Below are 18,821 nucleotides of genomic sequence, written 5' to 3' on the forward strand. Positions count from 1 at the left end.
GGTTGCCGGGGGCGGTGACGGCTCGGCGGCACCGGGGTTACGCGGCGGTCAGGAAGTGCTCACCGCCGCCGGGGTGAGGATGTCAGCGGGAGGGGGAGTCGCGGCGCGGCATCGCGAGCGGGGCGACGACGGCGAGCACGAGGGCGGGCACGACGAAGCTCGCGACCGGGGCGGCGGCGTAGAGGGGGGTCAGTGCCAGCGGGGCGACGGCGCCGCCGGAGAACCGGAACGCCTGCACCACCGAGACGGCGCCGCCGCGGTTGCGGCCCGAGGAGCCGAGGACGGCGGCGTTGACCCCGACGAGCACACACTGGGAGGCGATGCCGGCGACGAACCACGCGGCCGCGACCAGCCACAGCAGTCCGGCGGTGCCGACGACGACGACGAGACCGGCGCCGGCGAGGGCGCCGAGCAGCACGGTGCGACGGGCGCCGATGCGGTCGATGAGGGTGCCGACCCGGCGGGCGGTGAGGATGCCGGCGACGCCGAAGCCGGTCAGGAGCAGGCCCCGTTGCGTGGGGGTCAGACCGAAGACGTCCTCGGCGCGGAAGGCGAGCAGGAAGTTCAACCCGCCGAGTGCTCCCCAACCGAGCAGGGCGACGACCCCGATGCGCACCACGTCGGGGCGCAGCGCGTCGCGCAGCCGTGGCGGGGCCTCGCCGGTGGGCGCGGTCAGCTGCTCGGGCAGGCCGATCACGGCGAGGACGGCGGCCGCCACGGCGATCACGACGAACGCCCACCGCCAGTCGACCTCGGCGGCCAGCCCCCCGACGAGCGGGGCCGAGGTCTGTCCGGCGGCCTGCATCGCCCCGAACAGGCCCAGGGCGCGGCCGAGGCGGGCCCGCGGGACGAGCGCGGCGAGCGCCGCGAGCAGCAGCGGGGTGGTGAAGGCGTTGGCGACGCCCTGCAGGGCCCGGGATGCGAGCAGCAGCCCGAGGGTGGGGGCGAGCGCGGACGCCAGCGACGCGACGGCGTAGACGATGTACGCGGTGCGGACGGTGCGGACCCGTCCCCACCGTGCCCCGAGGGTGCCGGAGACGAGCATGGTCAGCGCGAACGGTCCGAGGTAGGCGGTGAGGGTGCTCGCGGCCGCGCCGGCGCTCACGCCGGTGGAGGCGCCGATCTCCGGCAGCATCGACGCCACGACACCGCCGCCGAAGGGTCCGAGGAATCCTCCGGCGTAGAGGGCGGCACGCGGCAGCGAGGCGCGTGCCGCCCTCACTGGGTGAAGCCGCCCGGGCCTCGTCGCCGCAGGTAGCGTTCGAACTCGGCGGCGAGGGCGTCGCCGTCGATCTTGGCGATGACCTCGGAGATGTCCGATTCGGCGTCGCCGCGTTCCTCGAGGGCGCGGACGTATTCGGCGATCTCCTCGTCGTCCTCGGTCATCGCGGTGACGGTCTGTTCCCATTCCTCGGCGAGGACCGGCAGTTCGCCGAGCGGGACCTCGAGGTCGAGGACGTCTTCGACGCGGCGCAGCAGCGCGACGGTGGCCTTGGGGTTCGGGGGTTGCGAGACGTAGTGGGGGACGGCGGCCCAGAACGACACGGCGGGCACGCCGGCGCGGACGCACGCATCCTGCAGGACCCCGGCGATGCCGGTGGGCCCTTCGTACCGCGAGCCTTCCAGGTTGAAGCGTTTGGCGGCGTCGGTGCTGTAGGCGGTGCCGGTCACGGGGACGGGCCGGGTGTGGGGGGTGTCGGCGAGCAGGGCACCGAGGATGACGACGGTGTGCACGCCGATCTCGTCGGCGAGTTCGATGATGGCGTCGCAGAAGCTGCGCCAGCGCATGTTGGGTTCGATGCCGCGCAGCAGCACGACGTCGCGTGTGCTGCCGGGCGGCGAGCACACCGACAGGCGGGTGGCGGGCCATTCGATCTCGCGGGTGACGCCGTCGACGAGACGCACCATGGGGCGGTTGACCTGGTAGTCGTAGTAGTCCTCGGAGTCCAGTTCGGCGAACGGTTCGGCGTCCCAGATGAGCTCGAGGTGTTCGACGGCGCCGCTGGCCGCGTCACCGGCGTCGTTCCACCCTTCGAATGCGGCGACCAGCACCGGGTCACGCAGGGTCGGCACGTCCGGTTCCGGGGTCTCGGCGAACTCGCTTGCACTCACCTGTCCAGCCTACGGCGAGAGCCGGACGGGCCGCCCACTAGTCTGGAACGCATGTCCACCCCATTGCACTCTGCCTTGCTCGATGCGCTCTCGCAGCGCGTTGTCGTGGGAGACGGGGCGATGGGCACGATGTTGCAGGCCGCGGATCTGAGTCTGGACGACTTCCGCGGCCTCGAGGGGTGCAACGAGATTCTCAACGACTCCCGGCCCGACGTCATCCGGGGAATCCACCGGGCGTACTTCGAGGCGGGAGCGGATGCCGTTTCCACCAACACCTTCGGTTGCAACCTGCCCAACCTCGCCGACTACGACATCGCCGATCGCATCCGGGACCTGTCCGAACGCGGCGCCCGCCTGGCCCGGGAGGTGGCCGACGAGATGGGTCCCGGCCCGGACGGCATGGGACGGTTCGTGCTGGGCTCGATGGGTCCGGGCACGAAGCTGCCCACCCTCGGTCATGCCCCGTTCGCCGTGTTGCGTGACGCCTACACCGAGTCCGCGCTGGGCATGCTCGACGGCGGCGCCGACGCCATCCTCGTCGAGACCTGCCAGGACCTGCTGCAGGCGAAGGCCGCGATCGTCGGTAGCCGCCGCGCGATGGAGCGGTCCGGTCGGCGCATTCCGATCGTCACCCACGTGACGGTGGAGACGACCGGCACGATGCTGCTCGGCAGCGAGATCGGGGCGGCCCTGACGGCGCTCGAGCCGCTGGGCATCGACCTGATCGGGCTGAACTGTGCCACCGGCCCGGAGGAGATGAGCGAGCACCTGCGGCATCTGTCCAAGCATGCCCGGCTGCCGGTGTCGGTGATGCCGAACGCGGGCCTGCCGGTGCTCGGGGCCAACGGCGCCGAGTACCCGTTGACCCCGGAGGAACTGGCGCAGGCGCTCAGCGGGTTCGTCGCCGAGTTCGGGCTGGCGCTGGTCGGCGGCTGCTGCGGCACCACCCCCGAGCACATCCGGCAGGTCGCCGAGGCGGTGCGCGAGACCGAGCGCGCCGAACGCGCTCCCCGGCCGGAGCCGGGCGTGTCGTCGTTGTACTCGGCGGTGCCGTTCGAGCAGGACTCGTCGATCCTGATGATCGGCGAGCGCACCAATTCGAACGGGTCGAAGGCGTTCCGGGAGGCGATGCTCGCCGGGGATCATCAGAAGTGCCTGGACATCGCGAAGGATCAGATCCGCGACGGCGCGCACCTGCTGGATCTGAACGTGGACTACGTGGGCCGCGACGGCGCCGCCGACATGGCGGATCTGGCGAGCCGGCTGGCGACGGCGTCGACGTTGCCGATCATGATCGATTCGACGGAGCCGGACGTGATCCGGGCCGGTCTCGAGCATCTCGGGGGCCGGTGCGCGGTGAACTCGGTGAACTACGAGGACGGCGACGGCCCGGGTTCGCGGTTCGAACGGATCATGCAGCACGTGGTCGAGCACGGTGCCGCGGTGGTCGCGTTGACGATCGACGAGGAGGGTCAGGCGCGTACCGCCGAGCACAAGGTGCGCATCGCCGAGCGGCTGATCGCGGATCTGACCGGCAACTGGGGCCTCGGCGAGGAGGACATCGTCGTCGACGCCCTGACGTTCCCGATCTCCACCGGGCAGGAGGAGGTCCGCCGGGACGCCATCGAGACGATCGAGGCGATCCGCGAGATCAAGCGCCGGCATCCGCGGGTGCACTTCACCCTGGGCATCTCGAACGTGTCGTTCGGACTGAACCCGGCGGCGCGGCAGGTGCTGAACTCGGTGTTCCTGCACGAGTGTGTGCAGGCGGGGCTGGACACGGCGATCGTGCACGCGTCGAAGATCCTGCCGATGGCGCGGATCCCGGACGAGCAGCGCGAGACGGCGCTGGACCTGGTGTACGACCGGCGGCGCGAGGGATACGACCCGCTGCAGAAGCTGATGGCGCTGTTCGAAGGGGTGTCGGCGGCGTCGTCGCGCGAGTCCCGCGCGCAGGAGCTCGCTGCGCTGCCGCTGTTCGAGCGGCTCGAGCGGCGGATCGTCGACGGCGAGCGCAACGGGCTCGAGGCGGATCTGGACGAGGCGATGCAGACGACGCCGCCGCTGGCGATCATCAACGACACGCTGCTGTCGGGGATGAAGACGGTCGGGGAGCTGTTCGGCTCGGGGCAGATGCAGCTGCCGTTCGTGCTGCAGTCCGCCGAGGTGATGAAGGCGGCGGTGGCGTACCTCGAGCCGCACATGGAGTCCACCGGCGACGAGGGCAAGGGCCGGATCGTGCTGGCCACCGTCAAGGGCGACGTGCACGACATCGGCAAGAACCTCGTCGACATCATCTTGAGCAACAACGGCTACGAGGTGGTCAACCTCGGCATCAAACAGCCGATCGCGACGATCCTGGACGCGGCCGTGGACAAGAACGCCGACGTGATCGGCATGTCCGGGCTGTTGGTGAAGTCGACCGTGGTGATGAAGGAGAACCTCGAGGAGCTCAATCACCGCGGGGTGGCGCAGCGGTTCCCGGTGCTGCTCGGCGGTGCCGCGCTGACCCGCTCGTACGTCGAGAACGACCTGGCCGAGATCTACGACGGTGAGGTGTCCTACGCGCGCGATGCGTTCGAGGGGCTGCATCTGATGGACCGGGTCATGGCCGTCAAGCGCGGCGAGGGCCCGGCGCCGGACAGCCCGGAGGCGGTCGCGGCGAAGGAGAAGGCCGCCGAGCGCAAGGCGCGGCACGAGCGGTCCAAGCGGATCGCGGAGAAGCGCAAGGCCGCCGAGACGCCGGTGGAGGTGCCGGAACGCTCCGATGTGGCCGCCGACCTCGAGGTGCCCACCCCGCCGTTCTGGGGCACCCGGGTGGTCAAGGGGGTGGCGCTGGCCGACTACGCGGGCCTGATCGACGAGCGGGCGCTGTTCCTGGGACAGTGGGGGCTGCGCGGGCAGCGCACCGGGGACGGGCCGACGTACGAGGAGCTGGTGGAGAGCGAGGGCCGGCCGCGGCTGCGGTACTGGCTCGACCGGTTGTCCACCGAGGGGATCCTGGCGCACGCCGCCGTGGTGTACGGGTACTTCCCGGCGGTGTCGGAAGGCGACGACGTGGTGGTGCTGGCCGAGCCGCATCCGGACGCCGCCGAGCGGTACCGGTTCACCTATCCGCGGCAGCAGCGCGGCCGGTTCCTGTGCATCGCCGACTTCGTGCGGTCGCGGGCGGACGCGCGGGCGAAGGGGCAGGTGGACGTGCTGCCGTTCCAGCTGGTGACGATGGGGCAGCCGATCGCGGACTTCGCGAACGAGTTGTTCGCGGCGAACTCCTACCGGGACTACCTGGAGGTGCACGGCATCGGCGTGCAGCTGACCGAAGCGCTGGCCGAGTACTGGCACCGGCGGGTCCGGGAGGAGCTGGTGCTCGCCGGCGGTCACAACCTGGCCGAGGAGGATCCGGCGGACGTGGCCGAGTTCTTCAAGCTGGGCTACCGCGGGGCGCGGTTCGCGTTCGGGTACGGGGCGTGCCCGAACCTCGAGGACCGCATCAAGCTGGTCGAGTTGCTCGAGCCGGACCGGATCGGGGTGGAGCTGTCGGAGGAGCTGCAGCTGCATCCGGAACAGTCCACCGACGCGTTCGTCCTGCATCACCCGGAGGCGAAGTACTTCAATGTCTAGCGCGGTGGCCACGTCGACGCTGCGAGCGGTCCTGTGGGACATGGACGGCACGCTGCTCGAGTCGGAAACGTTGTGGGACATCGGGATGCGGGAGTTGTCGCTGCGCCTGGGCGCGCCCATGACGGACGAGACACGGCGGGCGACGATCGGGGCGTCGAGCGCGTTCGCGTTGCGGACGGTGTTCGAGTCGCTCGATCTCGTCCCGGACCCCGACGCCCTGGCCGCGGCGAAGGCGTGGCTGTACGGGCGCATGGGGGAGTTGTTCGCGCAGGGGCTGCCGTGGCGGCCCGGGGCGCGCCGGACGCTGGGGGCGGTGCGCGCCGCCGGGCTCGGGTCCGCGCTGGTGACCAACACCGACCGGGCGTTGTGCGAGTTCGCCCTGGACACGTTGGGGCGCGAGCACTTCGACCATTCGGTGTGCGGCGACGAGGTGCCGGCCGGCAAGCCGGACCCGGCGCCGTACCTGCGGGCGGCACAGCTGCTCGGTCTCGATCCGGTGCACTGTCTGGCGGTGGAGGACTCGCCCACCGGGGCGGCGGCCGCGGAGGCCGCGGGCTGCACGGTGCTGGTGGTGCCGTCGTTGACGGAGGTGCCCGGCTCGCCGCGACGGGTGTTCCGGGAGAGTCTGGACGGGCTGACCGCCGCGGACCTGCACGCGCTGCACCTGCCCGGAGCGTACTGAGGTGGCGATCCCGAAGATCGTGTTGTTCTACCGGTTCACCCCGCTGGCCGATCCGGAGGCGATCCGGTTGTGGCAGCACACCCTGGCGGCGTCGAACGGGCTCACCGGCCGCATCCTCATCTCCGAGCACGGCATCAACGCCACCGTCGGCGGCGACATCGCCGCCGTGAAGCGGTACGTGCGCGGCACCCGCGCGTACGCGCCGTTCGCCGACGCCGACATCAAATGGTCGGACGGGACCGGGCGGGACTTTCCGCGCCTGTCGGTGCGGGTGCGGCCGGAGATCGTGACGTTCGGGGCGCCGCACGAGGTGAAGGTCGACGAGCACGGGGTGGTCGGCGGTGGTGTGCCGCTGTCGCCGCACGGGCTGCACGAGTTGATCGGCGAGCGCGGCGACGAGGTGGTGTTCTTCGACGGACGCAACGCGTTCGAGGCGCAGATCGGCCGGTTCCGTGGGGCGGTGGTGCCGGACGTGGCGACCACGCGCGAGTTCGTGTCGGTGCTCGACAGCGGCCGCTACGACCATCTCAAGTCGCGGCCGGTGGTGACCTACTGCACGGGCGGGGTGCGCTGCGAGGTGCTGTCCGCGTTGATGCGCAACCGCGGGTTCGAGCAGGTGTATCAGCTCGACGGCGGCATCGTCCGCTACGGCGAGACGTTCGGCGACGACGGGCTGTGGGAGGGTTCGCTGTACGTCTTCGACGGCCGGATGAACGTCGAGTTCTCGGACGCGGCGGCGGTGCTGGGGCGGTGCGCGGTGTGCGGGGCCCCGACCTCGCGCTACCGCAACCACCCGGACATCAACGGCCGGGAGCTGAGCCTGGTGTGCGAGGCGTGCGTGCCGGACCCGGCCGGGCCTTGACCGTGGCCGCGCCGCCGCTGCCGGTGCGCGACGGTCTCGGCCCCGATCGGCTGCGGCTGCCGGTGACCGATCCGGCCCGCACGATCCTGGGGTTCCTGCACCGCGCCGAACCCGGTGAGGACTGGCAGCGCCACGTCGCGGCCGGGGAACTCGTCGACGAGCACGGCCGGCCGGTGACCGAGGACACCGGCTACCAGCCGGGCCGGTTCGTGTACTTCTACCGCGAGCCGCCGCCGGAGGTGCCGGTGCCGTTCCCGGTGACCGTCCTGCACCGCGACGAGGGGCTGGTCGTCGTGGACAAGCCGCACTTCCTGGCGACGATCCCGCGGGGCGCGCACATCCGGGAGACGGTGGTGGTACGGCTGCGCCGCGAACTCGGTCTGCCGGAGCTGGTGCCGGTGCACCGTCTGGACCGGATGACGGCGGGCGTGCTGCTGTGCACCGTCGACCCGGCGTTGCGGGGGCTGTACCAGCAGCTGTTCGAACGGCAGCGGGTGCGCAAGGTGTACGAGGCGATCGCCCCCTACCGGCCCGGACTCGAGTTCCCCCGCACGGTGCGCAGCCGCATCCGGAAGCGGCACGGTGAGCTCACGGCGGTGGAGGAGCCCGGCGAGGCCAACTCCGAGACGTGGATCGAGTTGGTGGAGCGGCGCGGCGCGCTGGCCCGGTACCGGCTCCATCCCCGGACCGGGCGCACCCATCAGCTGCGGCTGCACCTGAACTCGCTGGGCGCGCCGATCGTGGGGGACAACTTCTATCCGCGGCTGCGGCGCCGCGCGCCGGACGACTTCTCCGATCCGTTGCGCCTGCTGGCGCGGACCGTCGAGTTCGACGATCCGCGCACCGGGCGGCGGCGCCGGTTCGACAGCGGCCTCACCCTCGGGTTCTGACGGTCCGGCGGGGGACACTGGGTGCGGGAGCGTGCCGCGGTCATGAAACAATGAACCCCCGTGAAGACCTTCGATTCCCTGTTCGCCGAGCTGTCCGAGCGTGCCGTCACCCGTCCCGAGGGGTCCGGCACCGTCGCCGCCCTCGACGCCGGGGTCCATGCCCAGGGCAAGAAGGTGATCGAGGAGGCCGGCGAGGTGTGGATCGCCGCCGAGTACCAGAGCGACGAACAGCTGGCGGAGGAGATTTCGCAGTTGCTGTACTGGGTGCAGGTGCTGATGGTCGGCCGGGGACTGAAGCTCGAGGACGTCTACAAGCATCTGTGACGGCGCGCCGCCGGGCCGTGGCCCGTGGCCGGCCGTCGTGCCCGCGAGACCTCCCGCACGTTTTCCCGCCCCTTGCTGTTCGCACCGTTGCCGAAAGGACCGTCCATGCTGCGCGTCGCAGTTCCGAACAAGGGCTCGTTGTCCGAGTCCGCCGCCGAGATCCTGCGTGAGGCCGGATACCGGCGCCGCACCGACTCGCGCGATCTGACCGTCATCGACCCGGTCAACGACGTCGAGTTCTTCTTCCTGCGCCCGAAGGACATCGCCATCTACGTCGGGTCCGGCGAGCTCGATCTGGGGATCACCGGCCGCGATCTGGCGTTGGATTCGGCGGCGCCGGTCACCGAGCGTCTCGCGCTGGGTTTCGGGTACTCCACGTTCCGGTACGCCGCGCCCAGGGGCCGGGACTGGAAGGTCGAGGATCTGGCCGGTCTGCGGATCGCCACCTCGTATCCGAATCTGGTGCGGCGGGACCTGGCGGCGCGGGGGATCGAGGCGACGGTGATCCGTCTCGACGGTGCGGTGGAGATCTCCATTCAGCTCGGCGTCGCCGACGCGATTGCCGATGTCGTCGGCTCGGGCCGGACGCTGCGCCAGCACGATCTGGTGGCGTTCGGGGAGTCGCTGTGCGACTCGGAGGGTGTGCTGATCGAACAGGAGGGCGCGAGCCGCGGGGATTCGGCGCGCAATCAGCTCGTCGCCCGCATCGAGGGCGTGGTGTTCGCGCAGCAGTACGTGATGCTCGACTACGACTGCCCCAAGCCGGTGCTCGACGAGGCCGTGCAGATCACGCCGGGGCTGGAGTCACCGACGATCTCCCCGCTGGCCGACGATTCGTCGGTGGCGGTGCGGGCGATGGTGCCGCGCAAGGGTCACAACGCGGTGATGGATCGGCTCGCCGGGATCGGGGCGCGGGCGATCCTGGCCACGGACATCCGGTCGTGCCGCGCGATGCGCGGCGTCGAGTAGCCGCGGCCGAGCGCCCGGCGCGTCAGCGCCCGGGGCAGGTGCCGGGGGCGGCGGTGCCGGCGAGACGCTGTTCGGTCCAGGTGAGCAGGTCGGGTACGAGCGGGGAGTCCACGGCGACGAGCCCGAGGTGGTCCCGGCCGGGATAGGTGCGGTAGTCCAGGGCCCAGTTCTCGGCGCAGCGGTCGCGCACGTAGCCGTCCTGCACGGCGGCGGTGACGAGGGAATCGGTGGCGCCCTGCGCGAGCAGGACGGGCACGGCCATCGTGCCGGTGGGGACGTTCTCCGCGAGGCGGCGGCCGAGGGGTCCGGTAGTGGGGTCGGTGCGCAGCACGGATCGGTCGCGACTGAGCGAGAGTGCCGACAGGACCGAGACGTAGACGGCGGGTTCGGACAGGCACCTCGTCGCCATCTCGCGCACGAGGGTGCGGGCGGCGGGCCCGACGTAGGTGTCGCCGTCGACGTCGTCGTAGACCGCGGTGTAGGCGGCGAGGACGTACGAGGCGAACACGCTGCCGCCGGGAACGGTGTCGAGTCCGGTGGTCAGCGCGACGGTGTCGCTGGCGGGGGCCATCACGGCGATCCCGGCGACGGGTGTGTCCGGGGCGTAGGTGGGGGCGAGCAGCCCCGCCCACAGGGCCGCGTGCCCGCCCTGCGAGTGCCCCCACACGACGGTGCGGTCGGCGAGGTCGAGGTGGTCGAGCTGGTGGGCTGCGCGCACAGCGTCGAGCACCGAGCGTCCTTCGCCCTGCCCGATCAGGTACGGGTGCGGGCCTGCGGTGCCCAGGCCGACGTAGTCGGTGGCCACCAGAGCCCAGCCGCGGTCGAGGAGCGCGGACTCGGCGGGCAGGGCGCCGGCGCCGAGCGGGTCGTCGAGGAGGGTGGGCGCGCAGGGTTCGGCGAAACCGGTGGTCCCGTGGGCCCAGGCGATCACCGGTCGAGGTCCGGGCGGGGCGTTCTTCGCGACCACGACCAGGGCGCTGGCCACGGCGGGCTGGTTGTCGTCGCGGGTGGTGGTGTAGAGGATGCGCCAGGCCTCGGCGCCGTCGGGGACGGCGCGGGTGAACGGTTCGGCGCGCAGCAGCGCGCCGGGATGATCGGGCATCCGGTGCGGTGCGGTGTAGAACGCGTCGACGACGGGGGAGCCGGCGCGCAGGCGGACCGCGACGCCGGCTGCGGCGACGGCCACGAGCAGCGCGAGAACCGCCACGGCCGGTCGCCGGTACCGGGCCGGGGTGCGGCGGGGCGCCGTCGGGGTGGGGCCGGGGGTGCGGTCGTCGAGGGCGGCGAGTCCGTCGCCGATGCGGGTGAGGCCGAAGAACACGGTGCGGATGCCGAACAGGAAGGCGACGACGAGGACCGTGACGTCGGGCCAGCGCCAGGCGAGGACACCGAACACGATGTCGGCGAGGCCGAGGACTGCGGTGGTGAGTCGCTCGTCGAGGTCGCCGCGGGCGGCGCGGGCCAGACGCAGGGCGCCGCCGACGACGAGGGCGAGCGCGACGGCGGGGGCGAGCAGATCCAGGGTCCGGCCGAGCCAGGCGAGGACGACGATGCCGAACCCGATCCAGGCGAGGGCAGTGGCGATGGCCGCCGCACCGGCGTGGGAGCGGTGCGCGGCGAGCAGGTCGGCGGCGCCGGCGGTGATCGCGGCCAGGCCGATCAGCAGGCCCAGCGCGGACAGTGAGGTCAGCGGTCTCGTCGTGAGCAGCAGGCCGAGCAGCAGACAGACGAGTCCGAGGAGCACGGACGTCCACCACGGTGCCGTGCGCAGCGCGGCGGTGGCGGCGCGGGCTCGGCGGTGGGGACCGGTCGCGGGCATGTCGTCCTCCCCTGGCGCCGACCGAAATGTCCGGTCGAGTGTGGCACGGTCCGCGGGCGTCCGCCCGGTGATCGGTGGTCGGTGCCCGCGGCGGGGTCAGCGGGGGCGGACCTGCACGGTCTGCGCGATCCGTCCGACGGCGCCGTCCTCGTCGTACAGCACGCCGGCGGTCATGCCCACCCCGTCCGGGCCGGTGGAGGTCTCGGCGCTGATGCCGATCCATTCGCCGGTCGGTTCCCGGAACAGGTGCACCGTCAGGTCGGTGTTGAGGAATGTCCACTCGGCGGGGTCGAGCTTGGAGCCGACACCGTTGGCGACGTCGGCGACGGTGAACAGCCGCTCCACGGGGGTGGGGGCTTCGCCCTCGACGAGTGCGACGTCGGTGCGCAGCCACGCTGCCGACGGCCCGGGCGCCCCGATGGGGGTGATGGTGCGCCAGTCCAGGGTGCGCACGAACCCGGTCTGCCAGAAGTCGGCGTCGGGGTGTTCGACGGTGCCGCGAGCGGGTGGCGGCAGCGGCGCGTCGGCGGTGTGGGCGACCTCGGGCAGTTCGGTGGTCTGCATGCGCCAGGCGGTGCCGCGGGCCACGGCGCGGGCGGTGCCGTCGGGGCCGGCGGCCCACAGCTCGGCGACGACGAGTTCGACCTTGCGGCCGGGGCGGTCGATGCGGGTGCGGACCTCGATCTCGGTCAGCGGCACCGGGCCGAGCAGTTCGACGCAGATGCGGGTCAGTCGGGCGTCGGGTCGTCGGCCGTGGCGGTCGAGGGCGCGGGCCAGCAGCGCGGACGGCGGGGCGCCGTGCTGCATCGTCGGTGCCCACGTGCTGACGGTGTGCGCGGTGGGCTGGAAGCGTTCGACGTCGGCGCTGGGGTTGCTCCCGTCGATCGGCACGAAGTACGCCGCGTCGCTCACTCGTTCGTCTCCTCCTCGGTGCGGTCCGCACCGGCGTGTTCGTCCGGGCGGTCCGGATAGGGCGGGGCGGTGCCGCCGAATGCCGGGCACCGCACCCGATGATCGCACCACCGGCACAGCGGTCCCGGGTTGGGCCGGAAGTCCTGTGCGTCGGTCGCGGTGCGCACGGCCGCCCAGAGGGCGCGCAGGGTGGTCTCGAAGCGGCGCAGCTCGTCCCGGTCGGGGGTGTAGTCGAGCACCTGTCCGTCCGCGAGGTACAGCAGTCGCAGCCGCGCCGGCACCACGCCGCGGGTGCGCAGCATCACCAGGGCGTAGAACTTCAGTTGGAACAGTGCCGCCGCCTCGCCGTCGGGCCGGGGGGAGCGGCCGGTCTTGTAGTCGACCACGCGCAGCAGGCCCTGCGGGGAGATGTCGAGCCGGTCGACGAAGCCGCGCAGCCGCGGCCCGTCGTCCAGGTCGGTCTCCACCCGCAGCTCGCACGCCTCGGGGGTGAACGCGGTGGGGTCCTCGAGGGTGAAGTAGCGGGCGAGCAGGGCGCGGGCCTCGGCGAGGAACCGGTCGCGCTGGTCCTCGCCGATCACCTCGGCGAGGGCGGGTTCGTGCTCGACGAGCCGCCGCCAGGCCGGTGCCACCAGCTCGGCGGCGGGGGCGGGCAGCCGGTCGGCGGCGGGCAGGGTGAACAACGCTTCGAGGGCTGCGTGGACGAGACTGCCGCGCAGCTGGGCTCGCGACGGGACCTCCGGGATGCGGTCGATCGCCCGGAACCGGTAGAGCAGGGGGCAGCGTTTGAAGTCGGCGGCACGGGACGGCGACAGCGCCGGTGGCCGCGGTGCCGCGGGCCGGTCGTCGGTGGGGGGCGTGGTCGCGGCCGGGTTCACACCTGGCAGGGTATGGCCCGGGACCGACACGGTGTCGGTCCCGGTGGAGCGGACGAAGGTGGATACGGCGATGGCAGCAGGTGGACTCGGGCGCAGCGGACCGTTCGAGGTCGGTGACCGGGTGCAGCTCACCGACGCCAAGGGCCGCAAGTACACGGTGGTGCTCGAGGCGGGCAAGGAGTTCCACACCCACCGGGGCGGGATCCTGCACGACGCGCTGCTCGGCGCGGACGAGGGCAGCGTCGTCACCTCCACGAACGGCACCCCGTATCTGGCGTTGCGGCCGCTGCTGACGGACTACGTGCTGTCCATGCCGCGTGGGGCGCAGGTGATCTACCCGAAGGACGCCGCGCAGATCGTGCACGAGGGTGATGTGTTCCCCGGCGCCCGGGTACTCGAGGCCGGTGCCGGTTCGGGTGCGCTGACCTGTTCGCTGCTGCGGGCGGTGGGACCGACCGGCCGGGTGGTGTCCTACGAGGTGCGCGAGGATCACGCCGAGCATGCGGTGCGCAACGTCGAGACCTTCTTCGGGCAGCGTCCCGGGAACTGGGATCTGACGGTGGGGGACGTCGCGGACTACGACCTGGACCGGCACGGTCCGGTCGACCGGGTGGTGCTGGACATGCTGGCCCCGTGGGATGCTCTGCCGACGGCGGCGAAGGCGCTGGTGCCCGGTGGGGTGCTGATCGTGTACGTGGCGACGGTGACTCAGCTGTCGAAGGTGGTCGAGGCGCTGCGGGAGCAGACCTGCTGGACGGAACCGCGGTCGTGGGAGTCGATGGTGCGCGGCTGGCACGTGGTGGGTCTGGCGGTGCGGCCGGAGCACCGGATGCAGGGGCACACCGCGTTCCTGGTCAGCGCCCGCCGTCTCGCCGAGGGCACCGTCACGCCGAAGCCGCAGCGCCGGCCGAGCAAGGGCTGATCCGGCCGGGGGCCGAGCGCTCGGTCACCGGCAGGTCAGGGACCCCATCGCCAGGACCTGGCAGGTGCTCTCGTCCGCCAGGTGCCAGGTTCCGTCCTCCCGCTCGAACGTCATCGGCATCGGGGCGCCGCCGTGCGGGCCGGTGACCTGCACGGTCGCCGTGACCGTGTCGCCGTCGACGGACTCGACGGTGTCGACGTCGGCGGTGAGCGGGTAGCCGGCGAGCACCCCGTTGAACTGTTCGAGCAGCGCGGCCCGCGCCGCGCCGTTCTCGACGATCGCGGTCTTGTCGGCCGCCGGCACCGCCGGGTCGAAGAACGTCGCCAGCACGGCGTCGAGTTCGGCCGCGGACGCGGCGGACGGGGCGGCGGTGGACTGGACGGCGGTGGACTGGACGGCGGTGGACGACCCGCCGGCACCGGTGGAGTCGCCGGTGGCGCAGGCCGGCAGCGCGGTCAGTGCGGTGGCGGCGACGGCGGCAGCTGCCCACCTGGTGCGAGTGGTCACGGAAGTCCTTTCGACCCGGCTGCGAGAAAGGCAAGGCTAACATCGGTCGCGGGGTCCTGGATCGCCGCCGTGAGGAATCCGACACGCATTCGCCGCATGCCGATTTCGCGTCGCACCACACAGTCGGCCGTCTGCCGGTAGCGTGGAATGACCGATAGTGGAGGGAGTCGCACATGAGCTCGACAGAGAACCCGGATTCGGTTGCGGCGGCACAAGAACTCGAAGCGCTGCGCGCCGAGGCGACCGCCCTGCGGCGGCGGCTCGTCGAACCGTCCGAACAGGTCCGTGACCTCGAGGCCCGGATCGACTCCCTGACCGTGCGCAACGGCAAGCTGATGGACACCCTCAAAGAGGCCCGCCAGCAGCTGATCACCCTGCGCGAGGAAGTCGACCGGCTCGGTCAGCCCCCCAGCGGTTACGGGGTGCTGCTCGGCATCTACGACGACCAGACCGTGGACGTGTTCACCTCCGGCCGCAAGATGCGGGTCACCGTGTCCCCGAACCTCGAACCCGAGTCGTTCGTCTCCGGACAGACGGTCCGGTTGAACGAGGCGCTGACCGTCGTCGAAGCCGGCGGCTTCGAGCGGGTCGGGGAGATCACCACCTTGCGCGAGGTCCTCGACGACGGCACCCGCGCCCTCGTGGTCGGACACGCCGACGAGGAACGCATCGTGTGGCTGGCCGCGCCGCTGGCCGCCGCGGCGGCAGCCGCGGCCGGGATCGTCGAGGTCGGCGAGGGCGGCGAGGACACCGAAGCGTCGTTCAAGCTGCGGCCGGGCGACTCGCTGCTGGTCGACAGCAAGGCCGGGTACGCCTTCGAGCGCATCCCCAAGGCCGAGGTCGAGGACCTCGTCCTCGAAGAGGTTCCCGACGTCGACTACAACGACATCGGTGGCCTCGGCCGGCAGATCGAACAGATCCGCGACGCGGTGGAACTGCCGTTCCTGCACAAGGACCTGTTCCGGGAATACGCGCTGCGCCCACCCAAGGGGGTGCTGCTCTACGGCCCGCCCGGCTGCGGCAAGACCCTCATCGCCAAGGCCGTCGCCAATTCGCTCGCCAAGAAGATCGCCGAGGCCCGCGGCGAGGATTCGAAGGAGGCCAAGTCCTACTTCCTCAACATCAAGGGCCCCGAACTGCTCAACAAGTTCGTCGGCGAGACCGAACGCCACATCCGGTTGATCTTCCAGCGGGCGCGGGAGAAGGCGTCCGAAGGCACCCCGGTGATCGTGTTCTTCGACGAGATGGACTCGATCTTCCGCACCCGCGGCTCCGGGGTGTCCTCCGACGTCGAGACCACGGTGGTGCCGCAGCTGCTGTCGGAGATCGACGGTGTCGAGGGCCTCGAGAACGTCATCGTGATCGGCGCGTCCAACCGGGAGGACATGATCGACCCGGCGATCCTGCGGCCCGGCCGGCTCGACGTGAAGATCAAGATCGAACGGCCCGACGCCGAGGCGGCACTGGACATCTTCTCCAAGTACCTCACCGAGGGACTGCCGGTGCACGCCGACGACCTCGCCGAGTTCGGCGGGCACCGCGGTGCGTGCGTGCGCGCGATGATCGAACGGGTCGTCGACCGGATGTACGCCGAGAGCGAGGAGAACCGCTTCCTCGAGGTGACGTACGCCAACGGTGACAAGGAGGTCCTGTACTTCAAGGACTTCAACTCCGGGGCGATGATCCAGAACATCGTCGACCGCGCCAAGAAGTACGCGATCAAGTCGGTGCTCGAGACCGGGGCACCGGGTCTGCGGGTGCAGCACCTGCTCGACTCCATCGTCGACGAATTCGCCGAGAACGAGGACCTGCCCAACACCACCAACCCGGACGACTGGGCACGGATCTCGGGCAAGAAGGGCGAACGCATCGTCTACATCCGTACCCTGGTCACCGGTAAGAACGCCAGCGCCAGCCGGGCGATCGACACCGAGTCGAACACCGGCCAGTACCTGTGACGCGGTCCCGGTGGGGCCGCCGCACCGAGCGGCGGCCCCACCGGGCCCCGACGCGACCGGCAGGAGGGTGAGCGTGCCGCTGCCCTTTGCCCTCGCCCGGTTCAACCGGGTGGTCACCAACCGGCTCGCCCGGCCCGTCGCCGGGCACCTGCCGGGCACGGCGGTCGTCGAACATCGCGGCCGGCGCAGCGGGCGCCGCTATCGCACCCCGGTGCTGGTGTTCGGCCGCGCAGGCGGCTACCGCATCGCACTGACCTACGGTTCCCGGACCGACTGGGTGCGCAACGTGCGTGCCGCGGGCGGCTGCACCCTGCACCACCGCGGCCGCCGTCTCGACCTCGTCGACCCCGTCCTCGGCCGCGACCCGACGGCGGGCTGGGCGCCGCCCGGGGTCCGCCAGGTTCTGCGCGCGACCGGCTCGGTGGAGTTTCTCGACACCGCCGTCGCCCCACCTTCCGCCCGTCCCGGCCCGCCCGACCCGGCGCCGATCGCCTAACCTCGACGTCATGCAGCGGATCATCGGCATCGAGGTCGAGTACGGGATCTCCTCACCCAACGAGCCCACAGCGAACCCGATCCTCACGTCCACCCAGGCGGTGCTGGCGTACGCGGCCGCTGAGGGCGTGCCCCGCGCCAAGCGCACCCGCTGGGACTACGAGGTCGAATCCCCCCTGCGCGACGCCCGCGGCTTCGACCTGGGCCGGTTCAACGGCCCGGCCCCGGTCATCGACGCCGACGAGGTCGGCGCCGCCAACATGATCCTCACCAACGGCGCCCGGCTGTACGTCGACCACGCCCACCCGGAGTACTCGGCGCCGGAGGTCACCGACCCCCTCGACGCGGTCATCTGGGACAAGGCCGGCGAACGGGTGATGGAGGCGGCCGCCCGGCACGCCTCGAGCGTGCCCGGCGCGCCGCGCCTGCAGTTGTACAAGAACAACGTCGACGGCAAGGGCGCCTCGTACGGCACCCACGAGAACTACCTCATGGCCCGCGACACGCCGTTCTCGGCGGTGGTCGCGGGGTTGACCCCGTTCTTCGTCTCCCGGCAGGTGATCACCGGCTCCGGCCGGGTCGGCATCGGCCAGTCCGGCGACGAGGCCGGATTCCAGTTGTCGCAGCGCGCCGACTACATCGAGGTCGAGGTCGGGCTCGAGACCACCCTCAAGCGGGGCATCATCAACACCCGCGACGAGCCGCACGCCGACGCCGACAAGTACCGGCGCCTGCATGTGATCATCGGCGACGCCAACCTCGCCGAGATGTCGACCTACCTCAAGGTCGGCACCACCGCGCTGGTGCTGGATCTGATCGAGGCCGGTGTGGACCTGTCGGATCTGCAGCTGGCGCGGCCGGTCACCGCCGTGCACCACATCAGCCACGACCCCACGCTGCGCAAGACCGTGGCCCTGACCGACGGCCGGGAGCTGACCGGCCTGGCCCTGCAGCGGATCTACCACGAGCGGGTCGCGACGTTCCACGACGGCACCGACGACAAGCGGGTCCGCGACATCCTCGACAAGTGGGCGATGGTCCTCGACCTGCTCGAACGCGACCCCATGGACTGCGCGCACCTGCTGGACTGGCCGGCGAAACTGCGCCTGCTCGAGGGGTTCCGCAACCGGGAGGGCCTGGCGTGGTCGGCACCGCGGCTGCATCTGGTGGACCTGCAGTACTCCGACGTGCGGCTGGACAAGGGCCTGTACAACCGGCTCGTCGCCCGCGGCTCGATGGAGCGCCTGGTCGCCGAGCAGGATGTGCTCGACGCGGTGCATACCCCGCCGTCGGACACCCGCGCGTTCTTCCGCGGCGAATGCCTGCGCCGGTTCGGCGCCGACATCGCCGCCGCCAGCTGGGACTCGGTGATCTTCGACCTGGGCGGCGAATCGCTGGTGCGCATCCCCACCCTCGAGCCGCTGCGCGGCAGCCGCGCGCACGTCGGCAAGTTGCTCGACTCGGTGGATTCGGCGGCCGCGCTGGTCGACGAACTGACCAGCTGACCCGCCCGGGCGGGCGCGACACGCGCGTAGTCGCGCGGAGTGTCGCATCTGCTCGGTAGGGTGGAGGTCCGAGCAGTCGGTGCTCGCGCCGGTCGCGGCCGGGGCGGGCCCCACGAACGAACGAGGAGGTCGACCGCTATGGCTCAGGAGCGGACCACACGCGGTGGCGGAGGCGACGACGACGAGGTCGTCGGCGACGGCGGTGCCGGTCAGGAACGACGCGAGAAGCTCGCGGCCGAGACCGACGACCTGCTCGACGAGATCGACGACGTGCTCGAGGAGAACGCCGAGGACTTCGTGCGTGCGTACGTGCAGAAGGGCGGCCAGTGACAGCGGAGCGTTCGCCGATCCCGTTCCCCGTCCAC

Annotated in this window: 17 protein-coding genes; 11 read left to right on the forward strand and 6 right to left on the reverse strand. The window is 71.7% G+C overall.

All coding sequences use genetic code 11. From position 1 onward, the window contains the following. Positions 1–82: 82 nt before the first annotated feature. Together QNA09_RS11310 and QNA09_RS11315 are read right to left on the reverse strand one after the other, a co-directional pair. Positions 83–1,222 (reverse strand): MFS transporter, encoded by a 1,140-nt coding sequence (locus tag QNA09_RS11310; RefSeq protein ID WP_010596469.1) that lies wholly within the window; start codon positions 1,220–1,222, stop codon positions 83–85. After that, entirely contained in the window at positions 1,219–2,112 is an 894-nt protein-coding gene (locus QNA09_RS11315) for a PAC2 family protein (RefSeq protein ID WP_010596468.1), read from the reverse strand. The genes QNA09_RS11310 and QNA09_RS11315 overlap by 4 nt, the downstream gene beginning before the upstream one ends. A 51-nt stretch (positions 2,113–2,163) precedes the next feature. Between QNA09_RS11315 and metH the strand changes: the two genes are divergently transcribed. The 6 genes from metH to hisG all read left to right on the forward strand — a co-directional run bounded on the left by metH (position 2,164) and on the right by hisG (position 9,460). Then, on the forward strand, positions 2,164–5,733 hold the full coding sequence (metH, locus tag QNA09_RS11320; RefSeq protein WP_040269736.1) for a methionine synthase: 3,570 nt from the start codon (positions 2,164–2,166) through the stop codon (positions 5,731–5,733). Next, positions 5,726–6,415, forward strand: a complete 690-nt coding sequence (locus QNA09_RS11325; protein WP_203010711.1) for an HAD family phosphatase — start codon at positions 5,726–5,728, stop codon at positions 6,413–6,415. Before metH ends, QNA09_RS11325 begins: the two co-directional genes overlap by 8 nt. A 1-nt stretch (position 6,416) precedes the next feature. After that, the gene (locus tag QNA09_RS11330; RefSeq protein WP_010596464.1) at positions 6,417–7,277 is read left to right on the forward strand and encodes a rhodanese-related sulfurtransferase; all 861 of its coding nucleotides are present in this window, start codon (positions 6,417–6,419) and stop codon (positions 7,275–7,277) included. Positions 7,278–7,279: 2 nt separating this feature from the next. Further along, entirely contained in the window at positions 7,280–8,167 is an 888-nt protein-coding gene (locus QNA09_RS11335; RefSeq protein ID WP_026138018.1) for a pseudouridine synthase, read from the forward strand. Positions 8,168–8,227: 60 nt separating this feature from the next. Then, complete coding sequence (locus QNA09_RS11340; protein WP_003937712.1) at positions 8,228–8,491, forward strand: phosphoribosyl-ATP diphosphatase; 264 nt, start codon at positions 8,228–8,230, stop codon at positions 8,489–8,491. Between the two features lie 105 nt (positions 8,492–8,596). Beyond that, complete coding sequence (hisG, locus tag QNA09_RS11345) at positions 8,597–9,460, forward strand: ATP phosphoribosyltransferase (RefSeq protein WP_010596462.1); 864 nt, start codon at positions 8,597–8,599, stop codon at positions 9,458–9,460. 22 nt (positions 9,461–9,482) lie between these two features. On the opposite strand, the gene QNA09_RS11350 is transcribed toward hisG, so the two are convergent. From QNA09_RS11350 to QNA09_RS11360, 3 genes are all read right to left on the reverse strand, one after another. After that, the gene (locus QNA09_RS11350; protein WP_308072439.1) at positions 9,483–11,279 is read right to left on the reverse strand and encodes an alpha/beta fold hydrolase; all 1,797 of its coding nucleotides are present in this window, start codon (positions 11,277–11,279) and stop codon (positions 9,483–9,485) included. A gap of 96 nt (positions 11,280–11,375) precedes the next feature. Next, positions 11,376–12,191 (reverse strand): thioesterase family protein, encoded by an 816-nt coding sequence (locus tag QNA09_RS11355; RefSeq protein WP_010596460.1) that lies wholly within the window; start codon positions 12,189–12,191, stop codon positions 11,376–11,378. Next, positions 12,188–13,069 (reverse strand): RecB family exonuclease, encoded by an 882-nt coding sequence (locus QNA09_RS11360; RefSeq protein WP_203010712.1) that lies wholly within the window; start codon positions 13,067–13,069, stop codon positions 12,188–12,190. The genes QNA09_RS11355 and QNA09_RS11360 overlap by 4 nt, the downstream gene beginning before the upstream one ends. Before the next feature lie 70 nt (positions 13,070–13,139). On the opposite strand from QNA09_RS11360, the gene QNA09_RS11365 reads away from it, so the two are divergent. Beyond that, on the forward strand, positions 13,140–13,991 hold the full coding sequence (locus tag QNA09_RS11365; protein ID WP_010596458.1) for a tRNA (adenine-N1)-methyltransferase: 852 nt from the start codon (positions 13,140–13,142) through the stop codon (positions 13,989–13,991). Between the two features lie 24 nt (positions 13,992–14,015). Here the strand turns inward: QNA09_RS11365 and QNA09_RS11370 are convergent, their stop codons facing one another. Next, a complete protein-coding gene (locus QNA09_RS11370; RefSeq protein ID WP_140188617.1) occupies positions 14,016–14,498 on the reverse strand; it encodes a nuclear transport factor 2 family protein in 483 nt (160 codons plus the stop codon). Between the two features lie 173 nt (positions 14,499–14,671). On the opposite strand from QNA09_RS11370, the gene arc reads away from it, so the two are divergent. From arc to QNA09_RS11390, 4 genes are all read left to right on the forward strand, one after another. Continuing rightward, positions 14,672–16,456 carry a proteasome ATPase gene (arc, locus tag QNA09_RS11375; RefSeq protein WP_099527978.1) on the forward strand — a complete coding sequence of 595 codons (1,785 nt, stop codon included), beginning with the start codon at positions 14,672–14,674 and terminating at the stop codon, positions 16,454–16,456. A gap of 73 nt (positions 16,457–16,529) precedes the next feature. Continuing rightward, positions 16,530–16,952, forward strand: a complete 423-nt coding sequence (locus QNA09_RS11380; protein WP_203010713.1) for a nitroreductase family deazaflavin-dependent oxidoreductase — start codon at positions 16,530–16,532, stop codon at positions 16,950–16,952. 10 nt (positions 16,953–16,962) lie between these two features. Then, complete coding sequence (gene dop, locus QNA09_RS11385; RefSeq protein WP_010596453.1) at positions 16,963–18,456, forward strand: depupylase/deamidase Dop; 1,494 nt, start codon at positions 16,963–16,965, stop codon at positions 18,454–18,456. A gap of 138 nt (positions 18,457–18,594) precedes the next feature. After that, the gene (locus tag QNA09_RS11390; protein ID WP_003937722.1) at positions 18,595–18,786 is read left to right on the forward strand and encodes a ubiquitin-like protein Pup; all 192 of its coding nucleotides are present in this window, start codon (positions 18,595–18,597) and stop codon (positions 18,784–18,786) included. The last annotated feature ends 35 nt before the right edge of the window (positions 18,787–18,821 follow it).

The sequence above is a fragment of the Rhodococcus sp. AH-ZY2 genome, from assembly GCF_030916465.1.
GTDB classification, from domain to species: Bacteria; Actinomycetota; Actinomycetes; order Mycobacteriales; family Mycobacteriaceae; genus Rhodococcus; species Rhodococcus ruber.